Source organism: Paenibacillus sp. M-152, from assembly GCF_003856555.1.
Taxonomy (GTDB): Bacteria; Bacillota; Bacilli; order Paenibacillales; family Paenibacillaceae; genus Paenibacillus; species Paenibacillus polymyxa_C.
This window is the reverse complement of record NZ_CP034141.1, coordinates 4,583,948-4,601,414: the sequence shown is the minus strand read 5'-3', so window position 1 is coordinate 4,601,414 and position 17,467 is coordinate 4,583,948. Positions and strand designations below refer to the sequence as shown.

16 protein-coding genes and 1 riboswitch are annotated in these 17,467 nt (G+C 46.4%); of the genes, 8 read left to right on the top strand and 8 right to left on the bottom strand.

Annotated elements, in window-relative coordinates; all coding sequences use genetic code 11:
• Nucleotides 1-135 precede the first annotated feature (135 nt).
• Nucleotides 136-1,479 (bottom strand): 6-phospho-beta-glucosidase, encoded by a 1,344-nt coding sequence (locus tag EGM68_RS20030; RefSeq protein ID WP_058830489.1) that lies wholly within the window; start codon nucleotides 1,477-1,479, stop codon nucleotides 136-138.
• 187 nt (nucleotides 1,480-1,666) lie between these two features.
• On the opposite strand from EGM68_RS20030, the gene EGM68_RS20025 reads away from it, so the two are divergent.
• Nucleotides 1,667-2,635 (top strand): LacI family DNA-binding transcriptional regulator, encoded by a 969-nt coding sequence (locus EGM68_RS20025; protein WP_040103028.1) that lies wholly within the window; start codon nucleotides 1,667-1,669, stop codon nucleotides 2,633-2,635.
• Nucleotides 2,636-2,825: 190 nt separating this feature from the next.
• On the opposite strand, the gene EGM68_RS20020 is transcribed toward EGM68_RS20025, so the two are convergent.
• The gene (locus tag EGM68_RS20020; RefSeq protein WP_129549884.1) at nucleotides 2,826-3,737 is read right to left on the bottom strand and encodes an arginase family protein; all 912 of its coding nucleotides are present in this window, start codon (nucleotides 3,735-3,737) and stop codon (nucleotides 2,826-2,828) included.
• Nucleotides 3,738-3,841: 104 nt separating this feature from the next.
• Between EGM68_RS20020 and EGM68_RS20015 the strand changes: the two genes are divergently transcribed.
• Nucleotides 3,842-4,183, top strand: a complete 342-nt coding sequence (locus EGM68_RS20015; RefSeq protein WP_013372737.1) for a winged helix-turn-helix transcriptional regulator — start codon at nucleotides 3,842-3,844, stop codon at nucleotides 4,181-4,183.
• 414 nt (nucleotides 4,184-4,597) lie between these two features.
• Here the strand turns inward: EGM68_RS20015 and thiE are convergent, their stop codons facing one another.
• From thiE to EGM68_RS19990, 5 genes are all read right to left on the bottom strand, one after another.
• On the bottom strand, nucleotides 4,598-5,287 hold the full coding sequence (gene thiE, locus EGM68_RS20010; protein ID WP_129549883.1) for a thiamine phosphate synthase: 690 nt from the start codon (nucleotides 5,285-5,287) through the stop codon (nucleotides 4,598-4,600).
• Nucleotides 5,284-6,114: a bifunctional hydroxymethylpyrimidine kinase/phosphomethylpyrimidine kinase gene (thiD, locus tag EGM68_RS20005; RefSeq protein WP_129549882.1), complete on the bottom strand. Its 831-nt coding sequence runs from the start codon at nucleotides 6,112-6,114 to the stop codon at nucleotides 5,284-5,286. Before thiD ends, thiE begins: the two co-directional genes overlap by 4 nt.
• Entirely contained in the window at nucleotides 6,111-6,956 is an 846-nt protein-coding gene (thiM, locus tag EGM68_RS20000; RefSeq protein WP_013372734.1) for a hydroxyethylthiazole kinase, read from the bottom strand. Before thiM ends, thiD begins: the two co-directional genes overlap by 4 nt.
• 25 nt (nucleotides 6,957-6,981) lie before the next feature.
• Complete coding sequence (tenA, locus tag EGM68_RS19995) at nucleotides 6,982-7,671, bottom strand: thiaminase II (protein ID WP_040103031.1); 690 nt, start codon at nucleotides 7,669-7,671, stop codon at nucleotides 6,982-6,984.
• Between the two features lie 134 nt (nucleotides 7,672-7,805).
• Nucleotides 7,806-7,907, bottom strand: a riboswitch (TPP riboswitch).
• Nucleotides 7,908-7,970: 63 nt separating this feature from the next.
• Complete coding sequence (locus tag EGM68_RS19990; protein ID WP_129549881.1) at nucleotides 7,971-9,698, bottom strand: NAD-dependent malic enzyme; 1,728 nt, start codon at nucleotides 9,696-9,698, stop codon at nucleotides 7,971-7,973.
• A 397-nt stretch (nucleotides 9,699-10,095) separates the two neighbouring features.
• On the opposite strand from EGM68_RS19990, the gene EGM68_RS19985 reads away from it, so the two are divergent.
• The 4 genes from EGM68_RS19985 to EGM68_RS19970 are packed head-to-tail and all read left to right on the top strand — an operon-like array spanning nucleotide 10,096 to nucleotide 14,568.
• Nucleotides 10,096-11,217: a glycosyltransferase gene (locus EGM68_RS19985; protein WP_013372731.1), complete on the top strand. Its 1,122-nt coding sequence runs from the start codon at nucleotides 10,096-10,098 to the stop codon at nucleotides 11,215-11,217.
• A gap of 4 nt (nucleotides 11,218-11,221) precedes the next feature.
• A complete protein-coding gene (locus EGM68_RS19980; RefSeq protein WP_129549880.1) occupies nucleotides 11,222-12,487 on the top strand; it encodes a polysaccharide biosynthesis protein in 1,266 nt (421 codons plus the stop codon).
• Complete coding sequence (locus EGM68_RS19975; RefSeq protein ID WP_129549879.1) at nucleotides 12,471-13,697, top strand: glycosyltransferase family 4 protein; 1,227 nt, start codon at nucleotides 12,471-12,473, stop codon at nucleotides 13,695-13,697. Before EGM68_RS19980 ends, EGM68_RS19975 begins: the two co-directional genes overlap by 17 nt.
• Nucleotides 13,657-14,568, top strand: coding sequence for a glycosyltransferase family A protein (locus EGM68_RS19970; protein WP_129549878.1), 912 nt, complete (start codon nucleotides 13,657-13,659; stop codon nucleotides 14,566-14,568). Before EGM68_RS19975 ends, EGM68_RS19970 begins: the two co-directional genes overlap by 41 nt.
• On the opposite strand, the gene EGM68_RS19965 is transcribed toward EGM68_RS19970, so the two are convergent.
• On the bottom strand, nucleotides 14,536-15,240 hold the full coding sequence (locus EGM68_RS19965; RefSeq protein WP_013372727.1) for a response regulator: 705 nt from the start codon (nucleotides 15,238-15,240) through the stop codon (nucleotides 14,536-14,538). The genes EGM68_RS19970 and EGM68_RS19965 overlap by 33 nt on opposite strands.
• A gap of 45 nt (nucleotides 15,241-15,285) precedes the next feature.
• Between EGM68_RS19965 and EGM68_RS19960 the strand changes: the two genes are divergently transcribed.
• Nucleotides 15,286-15,732 carry a hypothetical protein gene (locus EGM68_RS19960; protein ID WP_013372726.1) on the top strand — a complete coding sequence of 149 codons (447 nt, stop codon included), beginning with the start codon at nucleotides 15,286-15,288 and terminating at the stop codon, nucleotides 15,730-15,732.
• Nucleotides 15,729-17,462: an ATP-binding protein gene (locus tag EGM68_RS19955; RefSeq protein WP_129549877.1), complete on the top strand. Its 1,734-nt coding sequence runs from the start codon at nucleotides 15,729-15,731 to the stop codon at nucleotides 17,460-17,462. Before EGM68_RS19960 ends, EGM68_RS19955 begins: the two co-directional genes overlap by 4 nt.
• The last annotated feature ends 5 nt before the right edge of the window (nucleotides 17,463-17,467 follow it).

The following is a 17,467-nucleotide window of genomic DNA, read 5'->3' as shown; positions in this document are numbered from 1 at the left end:
ACGTCGGAGCTAAGCATCGTTAGCATAAACTTCGCAGTCTCGACCGTAGGGAGAGTATCCCTCCTGGGACGTATAGCAAAAGCTTCCTACATGTAGGAAGCTTTTTTGTATCCCGGCAGCATGATTGATTCTGGTTTATACTGTCGCCTTTTCCTTATGAGCAAAGAATTGCGGCAAATGTTCTTTGTGTGCTTCCAGCAATTCATCCAGCACGGTTTGGGCGATATCCCCGCTTGGAACGAGCGGATTCAGGGTGAAGGCTTGCAGTGCTGTCGCATAGTCACCAGTGACCGCCGCTTCAATGGTCAGCTCTTCCATCGCCTTCATGACTTGCAGCAGGCCCCGCTGTGCTGGTGGGAATTTGCCAAAGTTTACAGGCTCTGCACCATGCGCGCGAATGACACTGGTTACTTCGATGGCGCTATCATAAGGGACATCATCAATCGCACCATTGTTACGTGTACTAACCACCATCAATGTGCCTTTGTTGTTATAAATGGAATTAATGATTTCACAGGCAGCATCGCTGTAATGTGCACCGCCGCGTTTGGATAATTCCTCTGGTTTGTAATCCAGATTCGGGTCTTTGTACAATTCAAACAAACTTTCTTCCAGACGTTTGACGACTTGGCCCCGAGTTCCTTCGTTTTTGGCCTCCTCTAATTCTTCCTTGAGCATGTTGTCGGTCATGTAGTAATACCGATGGTAAGGACAAGGCAGCATTTTCAATTGACGAACCTGATCATACAGGAAGCGCATGTTCTTAATATTTTCAACAACCTTCTCCGGTTTTGCACCAGGTGCGTACAATCCTTCGATGACTTGCTCTGTTAATTCTTCTCCGGTTTTGTCATAAACTTTGTGCCAATGAAGGTGGTTAATTCCTGCAAATTTAAAGAACAGCTCTTCTTCCGATTTGTCCAGTACAGCCGATGCACTCTTGATCGCGCCGATTGGAACATTACATAATCCGATGACTTTATCCCACTTACCATAACGAAGTACCGCTTCGGTGACCATACCCGCAGGGTTGGTGAAGTTAATCAACCATGCATTCGGACACAGTTCTTTCATATCTTCAACGATACTGAGGATAACGGGGATGGTACGAAAAGCTTTGAACATCCCGCCAGCCCCATTAGTTTCTTGACCGATCATGCCGTGTTTTAACGGAATACTTTCGTCCTTAATCCGGGCTTCCAGCAAGCCTACCCGAAATTGTGTTGTGACAAAATCGGCATCCTTCAAGGCTTCCCGACGATCCAGTGTCAAATGTACTTCACAATCAATGCCTGCGGCCTTCACCATCCGTTGGGCCATGGCCCCCACGATCTCCAGCTTTTCGCGTCCTGCCTCAATATCTACCAGCCATAATTCCCGAATGGGAAGCTCTGCATAGCGTTTGATAAAGCCTTCTACTAATTCTGGTGTATAGCTGGAGCCTCCGCCAATGGTTGCGATCTTTATGCCTTTTTTCATGGTTAGTGCCTCCTGAGTATGTTTTTTAAAACCGCTTTCTTAAGCTCAAATTCACTGTAATCCCTGTAATGCATTACAGGTCAAGCGCTTTTAAAAAACTTATTTGGGGAAGGTGACAATTGTAGGGACGGGACCACGAACATGCTAAACACGAACATGCTAAAATAGAAAGAACGAGGTGAGAAATGTGGCAAATATTCATGAAATTGCAAAGCTGGCGGGCGTATCCTCGGCAACGGTGTCCCGTGTCATTAATAACCATCCGTACGTAAGTGAACCGACAAGGCAGCGTGTACAGGAGGTCATAGACCGACTGGATTATGTACCTAATTTGAATGCGGTTTCATTAAAAAAGGGCATGACCAAGCTCATAGGAATTATTTCAATTTCTTTTAATGATTCATTGGGTTCATTTGTGCGTGGATTTACAACCTATGCTCAGGAGCATGGTTTTAATATGGCACTATTTATTACGAATGGAGAGAAGGAGCGGGAGCTTGAAGCACTGGAAATGCTGCGGAGAAAGCAACTGGACGCCTTGGTCTGTATGATTCGCGTCAATGAATGGAGCGTGATTGAACACTATACCAAATATGGTCCAATTGTGACGTGGCAGCGTGTAAACATTGATGCAATCCCATCTGTATTTATGGATCAGTATCAGGGGTACATGCTTGCGCTGGAGCATCTGTATGCCAGAGGCTACCGCAGCATTGTGAATGTATACGGGAATATGAGGGGACTGAATACGAAGGAGCGCATACGGGCTTATCATGATTTTTGCAAAAAATATGATTTGAACGCTGATGCCTTCCCGCATTTTTATGATTTAAATTCAATCGAAGCGGGTGAACAAATTGCTCACTGGTGGAGCGAACAGCCCAATAAGCCTGATGCCTTCGCTTGTTCTACCGATTATTTGGCTGCAGGGCTTTTGACTGAAGCACGTAGGCTCGGTGTTTCTGTACCAAGTGATGTTGCAGTGGTGGGCTTTGATAACATCGAAATTTCGCATTTGCTTGATTTAACCACCATTCATTACCCGATTGACAAACAAGCGGAAAATGCATTCATCATGATTCGAAATGCCCTAGAGGGGCTTCATGAAGAATTACATCCTTTGGAATTCAAATTAGTAGAGCGAGCGACCACCTAATATCCTGGTTATTCTTTTTCGCTTATCGGTGTGCTATTCAGGGATTAGTAAATAAAAATAAAAAAGGACTCCATAACAGCATAATTCCCCGAGGAGTCCTTTCTTTACACAATACTCTAATTCAAACGAATTTCTCATAATTCCATTACGAAAATTAACGTCAAAATACATACACAGTTCGTAAGTAGAATTAATTATTTAAAATAGGTATTTCCTCAAGCAGATTTTTCAAGTTAATGGAATCCCACGGCATATGTTCGGTTATACCTAACCCAACTACATCAGTTTCTTCAGATAGTTCTTTAATCAGATGAAGTAGTTGAGATATTTGCATGGTTCCTGCAGGAGAAAGATTATAGGGAGCTTCAGGGTTGGCGAATAATAAAGAACGAAATGCTTTTGGATCAAGTACGTCTAAATCAAGGTGAATCGCCAGGTGCTTGATGCCGCTTTCTGTAATCCACTCTTTTATTGATTCGGTACTGATCGTCAACTCTTTGGTTCCAGCAGTTCGAATCCCTAATCTTTGAATTACTTCAGCATCTGTTTCTATAGTAGTAACACCTAGTTTTTGAAATGTTTCTGAAAATGCTTTTGTCTCTTCTTCTGTAGGAGCCGCTAATCCAGCGATAAAGACATTTTCAGGCTTAAGAGGAACTTTCACATGTTTTGCGAACTCCTCATCTCCTTCTCCTAATAGATTTCCAAGCGGTAATGTATGTCCGTTATCATAGCCCACATATCTAACTAAATCACTGTGAGCATCGATCCAAATTAGCCCTAATTCTCCACCGTATCGTTCGTTCAAATAGGCAAACGGGGCTTGTTCGACTAAGCAGTCACCACCAAACATTACAATGCGATCTGGCTTATGAGCGTCAATGATATGTTGAGCAGCCTCTAATTGTTCAAGTAGCTGTTTTCTCCCATACATACCGTTCTCGTTGGCAAGCGGAGTTCCATCATAAGCTTGAACTGGAACATGAATAAGGGGTTGATCATTGTCTGGGGCTAGCCAAGCCAGCAGTTCAGCTCCAAAAGAGTAGTTAGGATTGTTTCCTCCTTGCCATTGCGGCATTAAGAGGCGTATTGTTTTAGTCATATTTTCTCTCCTTTACTTCAAATTACGGTTAGTATAAACTGAACGCAAATAAAAACGTAGTACGCACTAATTTGATAGGTACTACCCGAAAGGATAGTGTGAATATGAGTATGGCTGAATTTAAAGGTAAAGTTAAAAATATTGAAGATACACCTTTTGGTTATACAGTGTCAGTCATTGGTGGTAAATGGAAAATGGTTATTATTTATCTTCTGGCCGAAAACCAAGTGGTTCGCTTTAATGATCTGAAAAGACAAATCGGAGCTATTACATACAAAACATTGAGTTCACAGCTAAAGGAATTGGAAGCGGATGGATTGGTGAACCGGAAAGAGTATCCTCAAGTTCCGCCTAAAGTCGAGTACAGTCTCACAGAAAAAGCGGAAACACTATTGCCTGTTTTGGAAGGGTTATGTGAGTGGGGAACCAAAAACCAATATAATTAAATATCGTTTTCTAATTGTTCTCGAATGCTATACGAATATTAGAAAAGACGATTGACATATATTTATAGTTAATCAGGTATTCAACGAGCTCAAGTGCACTGGGGATAGGAACGCTTAAAAATCAGTATCATTTGGGGGATATGATATTTTGACTATGGCAATTATTTTATTTGTAGCGAATATTCTACTTATTCTTGTTTCAATCGTTGGTATTGTTCTGCTCATGGGAATATTGTACAGGGGGTACATTTTGCTAGGATTACTTATTGCTGAGAAAAAGAACACAAGAAATCAAGTTGTAAAAGATTAATTTTATGACAACATAGAGCCTCATTTCTACTTTATTAGTGGAAATGAGGCTCTTGCGTAAACAATAAAAGTGACATAATGGGGTGAAGGAAGGGACATAGCATTTTATAGCTTTTGGGACATCCCCGGATGTTTGATGCTTAGCACTACCTTTTTCTTTAATACCTCTGCAGCAACTCGAATCTGTTCTGCCTGCGTCACGGCCGAAATCACCGCTACACCATCGGCACCCGCACCTACTACTTCCCCCACACGGTCTACCGTAATGCCACCGATCCCGACGATGGGCAGATCAATTCCTGATTTGCGCATCTCATGCAAAATGGCTGGACCCTGCACCGCATGAGCATCATCCTTTGAGATGGTGGGATAGATGGGGCCGACGCCGAGATAGTCCGCACCATGCAGGATGGCCCGGCGTGCTTCCTCAATCGTATGGGCGGAGACGCCAAGGATTCGGTTTCCGATTCGGGCGCGCACAGAATCAGCCGATTCATCGTCCTGACCGATGTGAACACCGTCGGCGTTGAGCTCAAGAGCCAGCTCCACATCGTCATTGACGATAAAAGGGATACCAGCATAGTGGCACAGATCTTGTAGCTGACGCGCTAGTTCGAGCATAGGAACCCCTGTTAACGCGCTACGGCCCTTTTCCCGGAACTGGATCATGGTGGTACCGCCAGCAAGAGCCTCCTGCACAACCCGACTTGGTTCCGCGAGGCAGTTCACGCTTCCAACAACCAGATACATCTGTAAATGCCGCCGCATGATCTCAGGTAATATTCGGCCGCTCATTGGGGTATCTCCTGACGACGGCGGTAGGCCCAATGATTGGTTGGACCGTGTCCCTGGCCCAGATACAACGTATCCTCAATCGCCGCCTGAATGAAGGCTCTTCCATTCACTATAGCTTCCGGTACAGACACACCTTTCCCTAATTCAGCGGTAATCGCTGCTGAGAACGTACATCCTGTTCCGTGTGTGTGGACAGTTCGCACCCGCTTGCCGCCCAGCTCGGTGAAGGCTGTTCCGTCAAAGAGCAGGTCAACAACTTGGCCGCTGTTTTCGCTCTCCTCATCATGGCCGCCTTTGATCACAACGAACTTGGGTCCTAGGCTGCTAATATGTCTCGCAGCTTCGCGGCGATCCTTCATCGTACGAATGCTTATCCCGGTTAAGGCTTCCGCTTCCGGGATATTTGGTGTGACGACCAAGGCCAAGGGGAGCAGGTCGTCGTTCAACGCCTGCACCGCTTCCGGTTGCAACAGCTTTGCGCCCCCTTTGGCAATCATTACAGGATCGACGACAACCTTTTCCCAGCCGAACTTTCGAATTTGCTCGGCCACAAGGCGGATGATGCCCGCGTCAAACAGCATGCCAGTCTTCAGGGCATCGACTCCAAGATCTGATCCTACAGCTTCGATTTGCTGCGCTGTTGCTTCCTGTGGCAACGGATATACACCGTGAACTCCCAAGGTATTTTGTACCGTAATGGCTGTAATAGCCGACATGCCGTATACGCCAAGCTCCTGAAAGGTTTTGAGATCGGCTTGAATTCCAGCTCCGCCGCCGCTGTCTGAACCGGCAATCGTCAGCGCTCTCGGTACATGCACGTCTCTCATCGCGCACCACCTGTTGTACTTGTTCCAGCTTCACGGATCGTGACATGCCCCTCCAGCGAACCAGTATGTAGTTTGGCAAGCTCGTCGAGAAAGGCTATCTGGAAGCTGCCTGGCCCCAGTTTTGCGGTATGTGCTGCGGCTCGGGAAGCTGCTGCACCGTAAAATGCCAAACCTGCTGTACCTGCGAGCAGCAGGTTGGGTTCAATTGCTGCAAACGCACCCAACACAGAGGTCAGCAGGCAGCCTGTTCCGGTTACCTTCGTAAGCAGCGCGTCTCCGCCACTAATCAATCGTACTTCGACCCCATCGGTGATGACGTCCTCTTTTCCAGTGATGACAACCATGGTATGGAGCGTTTGTGCAGCCCGAACTGCCAGATCGACATTACTGCTGTCAGCACTGTTGCCTGCATCTACCCCTTTAATCTCTCGGACTTCTCCGATTAGATGGGCGACTTCGGCTGCATTGCCTCGCACTAGTGAGATTTTTACTTCTTTTAGGATCCGCAGTGCTGACTCGGTTCTAAAGCTCGTCGCTCCCGCACCAACCGGATCCAGCAGAACTGGAACACCATGAGCATTCGCTGATTGTCCAGCAATGATCATGGCATCTACCAGCTCGCGGTTCAGCGTACCGATATTTAACACGACGGCGCCCGCTATTTTTGCCATATCTGCTACTTCCTCGGGTGCATAAGCCATCACCGGGGAAGCGCCCAGCGCATACAGGCCGTTGGCTGTAAAGTTGGTGACCACCACATTGGTTATATTATGAACGAGGGGGTTGCTATTTTGTACCTTTGTCAGGAGATCCGAATAACTTTGTTCCCATATACTCATCATGTTTATCCTCTCTCATCTCTACTGATTATTCCAAGACCGTAGCGCGCATCTGGACGGGCCATTGTTCCTGCTTATAAGCCATATCCCAGAACATATATTCCAGCTGGCAGCTTAGCATAAAATGCTCAATCATCCGCTCTTGCTCGGCAGCCGTGGCGACATTCGCCCAAGCATCCACACGCTCGCGATATTTGGATGTTACATCTTCAATCTGGTTTCCATAGAAACAAATCCACTCATAGAATGGATGAGACTCGTCCGGTCTTACCTCATCCATTAGCCTGCGTCCAATCTCAAGATATGTCCATGGACATGGCAGCAGCACGGCCATGATTTCTCCAAGACTACCTTCATGTGCGACTGTCAGCATATGGCGGATATAATGATGAGCGGACGGAGCGAGTGGATATCCCTGCATCTCTTCATAGGTGACACCTGCGATAGCACAAAAGTTTTGATGCGGATGAACCTCGCTGTTGAGAATAAAAGAGATCTGTTCGTTAAATACAGCCATATCCTCCCGGCTTGTGCTTTTGGAGATCGCGATGCCGTAAATCCGCATGTAGGCGTTCAAATATTCAAAGTCTTGTTTTACATAGTGAATCAGCTGCTCCTTTGTTAAATTTCCTTCAGCAATACCTCTCACAAAGGGATGCTCATAAATGGCTTGAAAAATGCCATCCGCCTGCCGACGAAGTTCTTGCGAAAAACTCATTTCCCCACCTCCAATAAAAATGGAGAACAAGAAGTCCCGTAAGATACAATTCTCGGAACAACGCCAAAAAGCCGCCCCGAAAACTGGAGCGGCTTCAACATAGGTTCAATGCGCAGAAAACGCTTGAAACCTTATATACGAAGGCTCCACTTTCCTACGCTAGTACGAACTAGATCAGGTTCAAAGGGTCCAAGTTCATTCTTGTCTCAGCCATAATGGCTCCCCTAGTGGACTTTCCTATTCTTTTGACTAATACTGTACATTCGTTCCTAGGTTATGTCAAACTGCTTTGATTCCAGTCAAGGATTATGAGGGTGCTGGATTACACTTTCCACGGCTTTGACCCTTACATATTCCGGTTTCCACATCGCATCCCGAATGGCTTGTTCAATATCTGAAATGTGTGCCTGAGCTACCTGATCCTGAATTGCAGCCTTCGCTACCGCAACCGCAACCGCGAACGAAACATCACGTAATTTTTGGATATGAGGCAGCAGTGCACCGCCAAGTTCATTCGAATCTACGGCGTTGGCAACGGAATCAGCTGCTGCGGTAAACATGGAAGGGGTGATTCTTTTGGCCTTGACCACAATTGCGCCCAGACCTAGCCCCGGGAAGACAAAGGCATTATTCGCCTGTCCAATTTCAAACTTCGTACCGTTATAGGTGACGGGCTCAAAGGGACTTCCGGTAGCAATCAATGCTTTGCCATCAGTCCATCGTATCAAATCTTCGGGTACCGCTTCAGCAAGGTTGGTAGGATTAGACATGGGCATAATGATCGGTCGTTCCACATGCTTTGCCATTTCCTTGATAATCTCTTCAGAAAAGGCACCCGCTACACCGGAAGTTCCAATTAAGATTGTGGGTTTTACCTGACGGATGACCTCCAGCAACGGTATTTTATCATCTTCCGATCGGGCCCATGAGCTGATTTCTTCCTTTTTACGCACATATGGTTTCTGATAATCCAGTACATCTTCCATATCGTCTGTTAACAGTCCGCGATAATCAAAGGCCCAAAATGCCTTGAATGAATCTTCTTCAGGAAGCCCGTCCTCGATCATTGCACCCCGTATTTGGTCGGCGTTACCGATTCCTGCTGCCCCTGGACCAAAGACAAGTATTTTTTGTTCACGTAGCGGAGTTTTAGTGACACCTACCGCCGAAACAATCGCAGCTAATGTCACTGCTCCTGTGCCCTGGATATCATCATTGAAGGTGAGAATGTTTTGACCGTACTTCCCTATAATGTGTCGTGCGTTCACGCTACCCACATCCTCCCAATGCAAAAGCGCCTTCGGGAATTGTGTTAACGTTTTGCTGATAAAGGTACCAATAAATTGATTATAGGCTTCCCCGCGAACTCGTTTATGGCGGTTTCCGATGTACAGGGGATCATTCAGCAGCTTCTCGTTATTCGTGCCGACATCCAGTACAATGGGCAGCACCCGCCCGGGGTGAATGCCTGCCGCAGCTGTATATACAGCGAGTTTGCCAATAGCAATGTTAATTCCCCCGACACCCCAGTCACCAATCCCCAAAATACTTTCCGAATCCGTCACGACGATCAGGTCAACATCCTCACTACTCAAACCGGTATTATAAAACGCCTGTCCAATACCGTTCGGATTATCTATCGATAAATATACGCCCCCAGGGCGGTTGTACTCATGGCTGTATTCTTGAATGGCGGTTCCTACAGTCGGTGTGTAGACTACGGGCAGCATTTCACTCAAATGGTCGGTTAGCAGTCGATAGTAGAGTACGATATTTCGATTGTGAAGGTCGTTAAGTGAGGCATTTTTACGCAGCATGGTGGGTTGTGCCAAGAATTGCTGATATGCCCGAACGCTCTGTTTCTCCAATGAAAGGACAGTGGGAGGAAGAATTCCTTCCAGGCCCAGTTCTTTGCGTTCTTCTTCTGTAAATGCCACTCCTTTGTTCAAAAGAGGGTTTGCTAGCACGTCCTTTCCTCGTAAGGGAGTAGATAATGACCCATCACGATTGACATGGAATGCTTCCATAAAAAGACCTTCTTTCCCTGTATTTTGATAATTATTCATGATGAAAGATGACATGTTATCCATAGTATGGACATGCAAATTGGTTTTATTCTTCTATTTATCTATGACAAAAAGACCATATATATATCTTCTTATTAATCTTATAGAACTAATTTCAGTTTCGGATTCATCTTGTAATTCGCACGTTTATAGTCCTAATGAATCAGGTCCAAATACTCTGTTTTTATCAAATATGAAAATAGATTTTTCTTCTCTTAAATGTTTATATATCAAGGGATGTGAGCTATTTTGTTAAGAAAATATGAAGTATTTGGACATTAATTTAATCTTGCTAAGCAAACATTTTTAATTCTTTTTCAACAAAATAGAATTATTCGGAGGAAAAGGAGAGGTTTGTGTGCAGGGACCTATAGCCATTTTTAGCGATAACAACAGGGCTATTGATTATCCCAATGTGATTTGTTTTTACCAATATATACAGTGCGAGGACACGGAGACCGCTTCAGTCTACGAGGATGCATGTTGCTGCCTGATTGATTATAGGGAGCCGGGGCAAGCCGTGCGGAAAGCTAATCAGATCCGTAGCCAATTTCCGCAAATGCCATTGCTATTGGTGACGGATGTAACCTTTCCGTTCAGTGATCAGCATATGGTGCAAATTATCGGAGTAGGCCGATTGCGTCTGCTATTTTGGCAAGCCAATGATACCGAAGAAATCATTTCTGAAATACAAAGCTTGCTCTATCCCGAGTATTCGACCAAAAGCCAACATGTTGCATTCATCTTATCTGTATATAACGAAGAGAAACGTTTTGTTCATGTCAAAACCTTTGCTGAGCGACTGCAAACCTTTATCCGCAGCCATATTATAGAGGGTTCGATTTATCTCATTGATGATGGTAGTCACGATGGCACGAATGCCTTGATTAAAGCGCTGGAGGCGGCAACTGACTTGTCCGTAAACCGGATTAACCAGAACCTGAGTCCGCTGCTTCAAACAAGGGAATTGGGACGCAATACGCGCAAGGCAGGGACGTATCTCGAAGGAATGCGGACCATCGGTGCGGATTACTACGTATTTGTGGACGCGGACGATTCCTTTTTTATTGAGGACATTGCCAGAATGATTAATGTTGTTCAGCAGGGCTACTATGATGTTGTGATTGGAACCAAAGATATGACCGCCGAGAATCGCTCTTTATTGCGATCTATCGTCAGCTTTGGCAAAAGGGTCGTTTCTCGCCCCTTTTTACCAACAGGTGTGGTAGATTCCCAGACGGGTCTTAAAGTGATGAGTTCGGTTGCCGTGAAGCGGATGTTTCCACATTTGAAGGAACAACTCGGACTGGCGCTGGATCTGGAGATGATGTTTATTGCCAAGCGACTTCAGCTCCGTGTGCTGCAATTACCCGTCAAATGCATTGACCGAGATGGCTCGCACATTCATGTCTGGAAAGATTCCATTCGTTTTTTGCGCTCTATCATTGAGATTTGGCGACTGGATCGGCGGGTGAGATAACCACGTGAACAACCGACTGCGTTCGTTGATGTTTCCCCTCTTTAATGTGCTGCTTAACGGATTTAATTTTTTCTTCCACATTGCAGCGAGCTGGTATCTTACCGGACAAGCCTATGGTCAGGCGAACGCGCTGCTGGCCCTCTTTGCACTGCTGTCCGTTTTGGGCTTATCCATCCAGCTATTAACCGCCAAGCTGGTATCCAAGGGTGACAAGAAGCTTCCGCTACGCAGCTTACCGCTCGGTTCTCTATTACTAAAAGCACCTCTAGTGCTAACTGTGCTTGCCATGATCATTTTACTTTCCGTTCATCCGTTGCTGCGCTCGCTATTGGGTGTTGAGTCTGGCCCACTGTTCATGCTGTATGCCTTGATCGGATTGCATATTCTCGTGAGTTCATGTCGCGGAGATTTACAGGGTAGGGAACGCATGCTAGCGCTCAATGTGAATTATTACACTGAGGTATTAGGGAAACTGAGCCTGTTTTTTGTCCTGGCCGCACTAGGTTTAAAGCTAGAAGCGCTACTGTTGGCAAGTTGCGGAGGAATGTTGCTGTCGCTGCTTCACGGCTGGATCGTTTCGGCTCGTGGCTTATCCTTATCTACACACAGTGGAGAACGTATCCCTTCTGGGTTATGGAAGTCGCTAGGTCAGGATTTTACCGATAGCCTTATGACGAATTTATTCATTCTATTTTGTATCTCCATCGACATGTTGTATGTACAGCATTACTTTCCCGAGCAAGCCAGCAGCTATGCCATTGCGCTGAAGTACAGCCAATTGGTCTATTACGTTTCCTACAGCCTGATCGCGGCCTTTATTCCCAAGATCGGTGCGCAGGGGCATGACCGCCAGGCTTTGGGCAAGTTAATTGCCATCTATGCTGGGTTAATGGCTGTTGCTGCGCTGTGTGTATATGTGGGCACGACCTTTGTGTTCCCAACGTCTATTCCCATATTATTCGGAGCTTCTTACCAGTTAGCTGAGGTCTATATTCCATGGGGGGGTTGGGTGTACTGGCTATTTTCCATCGTGATGTTTTTTGTGCATGTGCACGTATTGGTGGGCAGACGCAAATTTATATTTAGTCTGGTAGCAGGAGCAGCTGTTTTAGTAGCAGCCTTTCATATGTCTCACACAGACCCAGTAGATTTTTTGCTGTCAGAGTTCATTGTTTATGGGGCAATGTCTCTCTATTTTGTGATAGATGCCTATATATATTTATTCAAAATAAAGATAAGGGGGGATTCACCCCATGAATACCATACTTGAACAGAACGGTAAAACCGTCGTTCTATTGCTTTCCTGGCGTGACATTCGTTCTCCGAAAAGCGGGGGAGCAGAAATTTTCACCCATGAAATGCTGAAACGCACACAGCAAGGCCGTTTTCAGTTCATTCATTTCTCACCCCAATTTGAGGGGATGCCTGAGCATGAAGTCATTGACGGTATTACGTATATTCGAAAAGGAAACATATACAGTGTTATTTATTATGCGATGCGCTATTACCGTCTTCATCGGCAGCAGATTGACTATGTAATTAATCAGGCGAATACGCATCAGTTCTTTACCCGATTTTGGGTGGAGGCCTCCAAGCGGATCTTTTTCATACACCAGCTAACAAGGGAAATATGGTATGAAAATGCTCGATTTCCGCTAAATATGATTGGATTTCATATGGAGCCCCTGATGCTTAAGCTGGCTCGGAAGGATCGGACGCTCACCGTATCCCCGTCTACCCGGTATGATCTGCTTAAGCTGGGCTTTCACCCGGATCGTGTTCACCTTTTACCGGAAGGCATTGAGTTTGATCATTGGCCGCGTGAACAATTTTTAATAAAGGAGTCTAACCCGACCTTTATGTATGCCGGACGCTTCGTTAAATATAAAGGCATTGATCTGGTCGTTGAAGCCTTTGGGCAGCTCAAGGAAAAGTTCCCCCAGGCTATGTTATGGATTGCTGGAAAAACCGATAAAACCTATGTGACAGAACAATTATTACCGATTATAGAGCGGTATGAATTGACATACGGAGAACCGGATGAACAAGGACAATCCCAAGCAGATATTACCTTTTACGGATTTGTTTCAGCAGAGCATAAGCTGGAGCTGATGAGTCGTGCCCATGCGCTTGTGTTTCCCTCCCTGCGTGAAGGCTGGGGGTTAACGATTACGGAAGCGGCAGCCGTTGGAACGCCCAGTATTGTCAGCAATTCACCCGGTCTGGTGGATGCGACGGATTTCGGAAAAAGCGGATATTTATGCTTTCACGGCGATATTCGGGGATTATCTGAACAAATGGAAAGAGCAGCAAAGGGTGGCGAAGATTACATGGCCATCCGTGAGCGAGCGTATCAATATGCGCTAAGATTCCATTTTGATCATACAGCTGCCGCGTTTGAGCAGTTGATGGAGAATTGGACAGAGGAGGCGGAACAGAGTGGACAAAGTGGTCATTCTCTTCTCCACGTACAACAATGAACGTACGATAGAGCCTTGTTTGCGAAGCTGTTTAGGGCAAAATTACAAGGATCTGCATATTGTAGTTGCTGATGATGGCTCCAATGACCGGACGGTTGAGACGATTCGTATGCTGTCAGCAGGAAGTTCGGTACCCGTAACGATACTAGAGCTTCCTCATGGAGAGCGGGGAGTTGCGAGGGTCAGGGCGGTTGAGGAAGCGAAACACTTGGGGGCTGAATACATATTTGTATTGGATTCCGATATGATTTTAGCCGAACATCTGATTCAGCAGAGCATCGACTTTTTTGACAATCATCAAGATATTGGCGCCTTGGTTGTTCCGGAGGAGGCATATTCGGAAGCAAATAATTTTTTTTCCAAAGTGAAAGTTTTCGAGCGAAATGTCATTAACAACGCGGGAGAGACCTTGGGAAAACGCTCCATTGAAGCAGCACGCTTCTGGCGAATGAGCGCTTACGAATCGACAGGCGGATTTAATGCGGAGCAGATTGCTTTTGAAGAAATACAGCCGACCTTGCGCTATATAGAGTCTGGCGGAGTCATTCGCCGGGCGGTTTTTACACGGGTATATCATGACGAAAAACAGGTATATCTGCAGGATGTATTACGTAAAAAAGCCTACTACTTCTCGGTAATGGATCGTACAATGTCATCTGAAGAGGGCGGATTGCGAAAGGCGTTGGAACGTTGGTACTTCTTCCGTCCGGTGTTGTATACATGGAGGAATGTGAAAAACTACATCCGCCATCCGCTGCTGACGGCGGGGATGTTGTGGATGTATACCTGCCTGACTGTGATTGGGGTAGCCGCCATGTTAAAGGGCGGCACCCGTCACTCAGGCGATCTCGCTAAGGCGGATAAGGCGTAACGATGAATGACCGAGGGTCAGCGTATCCAGCGAGTACAAGTCGGGATCGGAAGATTCCGGCTCCTCATACGGTATATATAATGAATGCGGAGTTAACTGAATACCTTCACCGTCAGGATGACGCAGTGAGCAGCCGACAGGATACAGCTCAGCAAGTGCAATGTGTACGGCAGTTACGATATCTTGATCATTCAGCAGTACATACGGTCGGTACGGAGCATTCAAAATGCTGTTTATAAATACCGATAGGTCAGATGCGACGTTCTGGTTTGCATAGAGGCTGTTTCGATTGAGCCTAGCCTGATCAAGCGCCTCATACAGTATCTTTTTTAGCGTATCATCATCCAGCTCGAGCGGTTTCGTTAGAAAACGGAACACGCCGACTTGATTAATGGCCGATAAAATAGACTGCGTATGCAGGTGACCAGATAAAATGATGCGTACGATATGCGGATAATCCTTCTTAATCATACGAAGGAACGTAATTCCGTCCAAACCAGGCATAAGCAGATCGGAAACGACTACATCAATCGGATACTTTTCCAGCACTTGCAGGGCTTCTTTAGGCGTGTGAGCGGTATGTAAGGTGAATGTTTCTTGCATCAATGTCCGTTCAAGCAGGGACAGAACCATTGGACTGTCGTCAACAAATAGAATGTTTTGGGGTGTCATAAGAACTGCGCAACTCCAATCAGGAAGTAAGAAATGAGGAACTACATGTATAATATCAGCGTTTTGGCATTTTTGAAAGATGTCAGTACAGAACGGGCGTTGCGTCTTTTTTGTGAACGATTTGATTCGGCTGAACATGCGCTCTGGGAAAAAGGGATGCGTCTTCTTCACGAATATCATGCTGCGCGACATACAGGGGTGACCTTGGCTGTCTCCAGCGCACTTCAGCATATGGACGACCGTCATGATATTTACGTTGTTGATTTGCGAGCATACAGCGAGGAAGATTTGGATCGCCTGTATATCGCAAAAACATGCGAGTTGATTCTGCTGACGGACGGGGCAACGGAAACCGCTGCGAGGTTTGCCGCACTCCAGCGTCGCACTCCCCGGTTGCTATGCGCGCGTCTACCGCTGGTCAGCTACGAGCTGGAATGCCTGATGCAAGCAATTTTGAGCCGTCTTGAACAAAATGGAGGGGACAGGGCATGAAGCAATGGGCTTTGTTGAGACCAAGCTGGCAAAAGCTGATCCTGTACCTGATCGTCCTGTGTGTGACCGTGTTCTTGGCCGCTGTGCTACAATGGTTTGTCATGCGGCAATTCAGCGGTCAGTTGGCGGAGATTCAGAATGAGCAGCTCCAGTACGAGGTACAGGAACTGTCTGGCAGCATAACGGAGCGTTATGCCGCATGGCAGGCTGAACTGAAAGAGCTGTCGTCCAGTCTGGGCAGAGAGATACTGAATCAGGGAACACGCCAGTATGCTGAGGGGTTTAAGCGTGAAAGCGGGTCTTTTTATGTGCTGGATGAACAGTATCATGTGATGGCCGGACGTGGCAATCGTGAGATGAAGAGTGCAGTCCAGCAGATTAAGTGGCTGCAAAATGGTTGTGCGGTAAGCTCTTTTGTGACTGAGGATCATCAGCCTGCCCAGTACATAGCGTGCAGGATTCAAGGGGCGCAGACGGGCGGTTTTATGGTGCGTACGGTTGACGCTGAGATGCTTAGTGGAATTATTAAAAGTAAGCCGGTGAATCAGCATGATACTTTATTTTATAACGGTCAATTCAAGATCGTAGCTTCCCGAAATACTCCGGATATCAACCGGACGGACATCACGGGTGTAACCCGTAAGCTGCTGGAGGGCAATACGGGTATCGTTGAAGATCGTGGAGAGAAATACGGAATAGGATTCAGCCGCATTGGGGAAGAGGCCCTTTACATATCGGTTAAGGATATTAGTCAGGACACTGCCCAGCGAATTAGCTCCTTTCGCAAACAGTTGTGGATGGTGATGGCTCTAATACTCATGATTCTGTGGGCCATGCTCATCCAGTTCCGCAAACGGATTGTGAAAGATGCCATCGTGAACAATCAAGTGCGTGACCAGCGGCGGGATGAAGATATGCGACAGCAGCAGGACACGTATTATTTGCCGTTAATGCAGACGATTGAGCAGCAGCTGCAAGAGCTGCAAGAACAGACTAGCCGTCTCACGGGCGGCGATGATTTAAAGCTGTTGGGATTTTACCAAGATCTAGCCAACCGCTTTGAAGTGGCTTCCAGTCAGGGAAAAGGAGCATCTCATGAGGAACTGGAGTATTTCCGCGAGCTGAATGAAAATTTCATCCAGGGCCGTCTCAGACAGGAATCCTCACTTGGAGAGTTACTGACAGGTGTCCGTAGCTTACGTGATGAGCTGGAAGAGAAAATGCATGATAATAGTGGAATTAGCTTCACGGATATGAACGAGGTATTGTCCGAATCACTGAAATGGGCGAACCGTTCGCTGAATATGAAGCACATTCAAGTGATCACGCGGCAAGAGCCAGTTCCATCCATTGCAGCACAAGCACCTATGCTGTACAAAACGATTCAGGGGTTGCTGGAAAATGCAGTAGAGGCCATGAACCGAGATGGAGAGCAGCTAGAGGGTCAGGAACGGGGCCGAACGGGTCTGCGGTCCAAGCGGCAATCTCTTATGCTTAAGGTTAGCTCACGCTTGGAGGAAGCTGAAATTATGATTATCATTGAAGACACAGGCGGCGGGATTGATGATAAGATGCGTTGGAGCTATTTCCAGCCGGATTATTCCCAAAATGCGCAGGAGCATACGTTCAGTCTGTATCATATGGATGCATATCTGAAGACTATAGGTGGTCGCTTAAAGCTGCGTAATACCGATCAGGGATTGCAGGCCATCGTTCATTTGAGAAGATAGGTCCT

What these genes read in the sequence shown, in the direction of transcription:
- EGM68_RS19955 (WP_129549877.1), top strand. Translation starts at nt 15,729, where the DNA reads ATGAAGCAATGGGCTTTGTTGAGACCAAGCTGGCAAAAGCTGATCCTG.
- EGM68_RS20030 (WP_058830489.1), bottom strand. Translation starts at nt 1,479, where the DNA reads ATGAAAAAAGGCATAAAGATCGCAACCATTGGCGGAGGCTCCAGCTAT.
- EGM68_RS19960 (WP_013372726.1), top strand. Translation starts at nt 15,286, where the DNA reads ATGTATAATATCAGCGTTTTGGCATTTTTGAAAGATGTCAGTACAGAA.
- EGM68_RS19990 (WP_129549881.1), bottom strand. Translation starts at nt 9,698, where the DNA reads ATGGAAGCATTCCATGTCAATCGTGATGGGTCATTATCTACTCCCTTA.
- EGM68_RS20015 (WP_013372737.1), top strand. Translation starts at nt 3,842, where the DNA reads ATGAGTATGGCTGAATTTAAAGGTAAAGTTAAAAATATTGAAGATACA.
- tenA (WP_040103031.1), bottom strand. Translation starts at nt 7,671, where the DNA reads ATGAGTTTTTCGCAAGAACTTCGTCGGCAGGCGGATGGCATTTTTCAA.
- thiE (WP_129549883.1), bottom strand. Translation starts at nt 5,287, where the DNA reads ATGAGCGGCCGAATATTACCTGAGATCATGCGGCGGCATTTACAGATG.
- EGM68_RS19965 (WP_013372727.1), bottom strand. Translation starts at nt 15,240, where the DNA reads ATGACACCCCAAAACATTCTATTTGTTGACGACAGTCCAATGGTTCTG.
- EGM68_RS20020 (WP_129549884.1), bottom strand. Translation starts at nt 3,737, where the DNA reads ATGACTAAAACAATACGCCTCTTAATGCCGCAATGGCAAGGAGGAAAC.
- thiD (WP_129549882.1), bottom strand. Translation starts at nt 6,114, where the DNA reads ATGAGAGACGTGCATGTACCGAGAGCGCTGACGATTGCCGGTTCAGAC.
- EGM68_RS19975 (WP_129549879.1), top strand. Translation starts at nt 12,471, where the DNA reads ATGAATACCATACTTGAACAGAACGGTAAAACCGTCGTTCTATTGCTT.
- thiM (WP_013372734.1), bottom strand. Translation starts at nt 6,956, where the DNA reads ATGATGAGTATATGGGAACAAAGTTATTCGGATCTCCTGACAAAGGTA.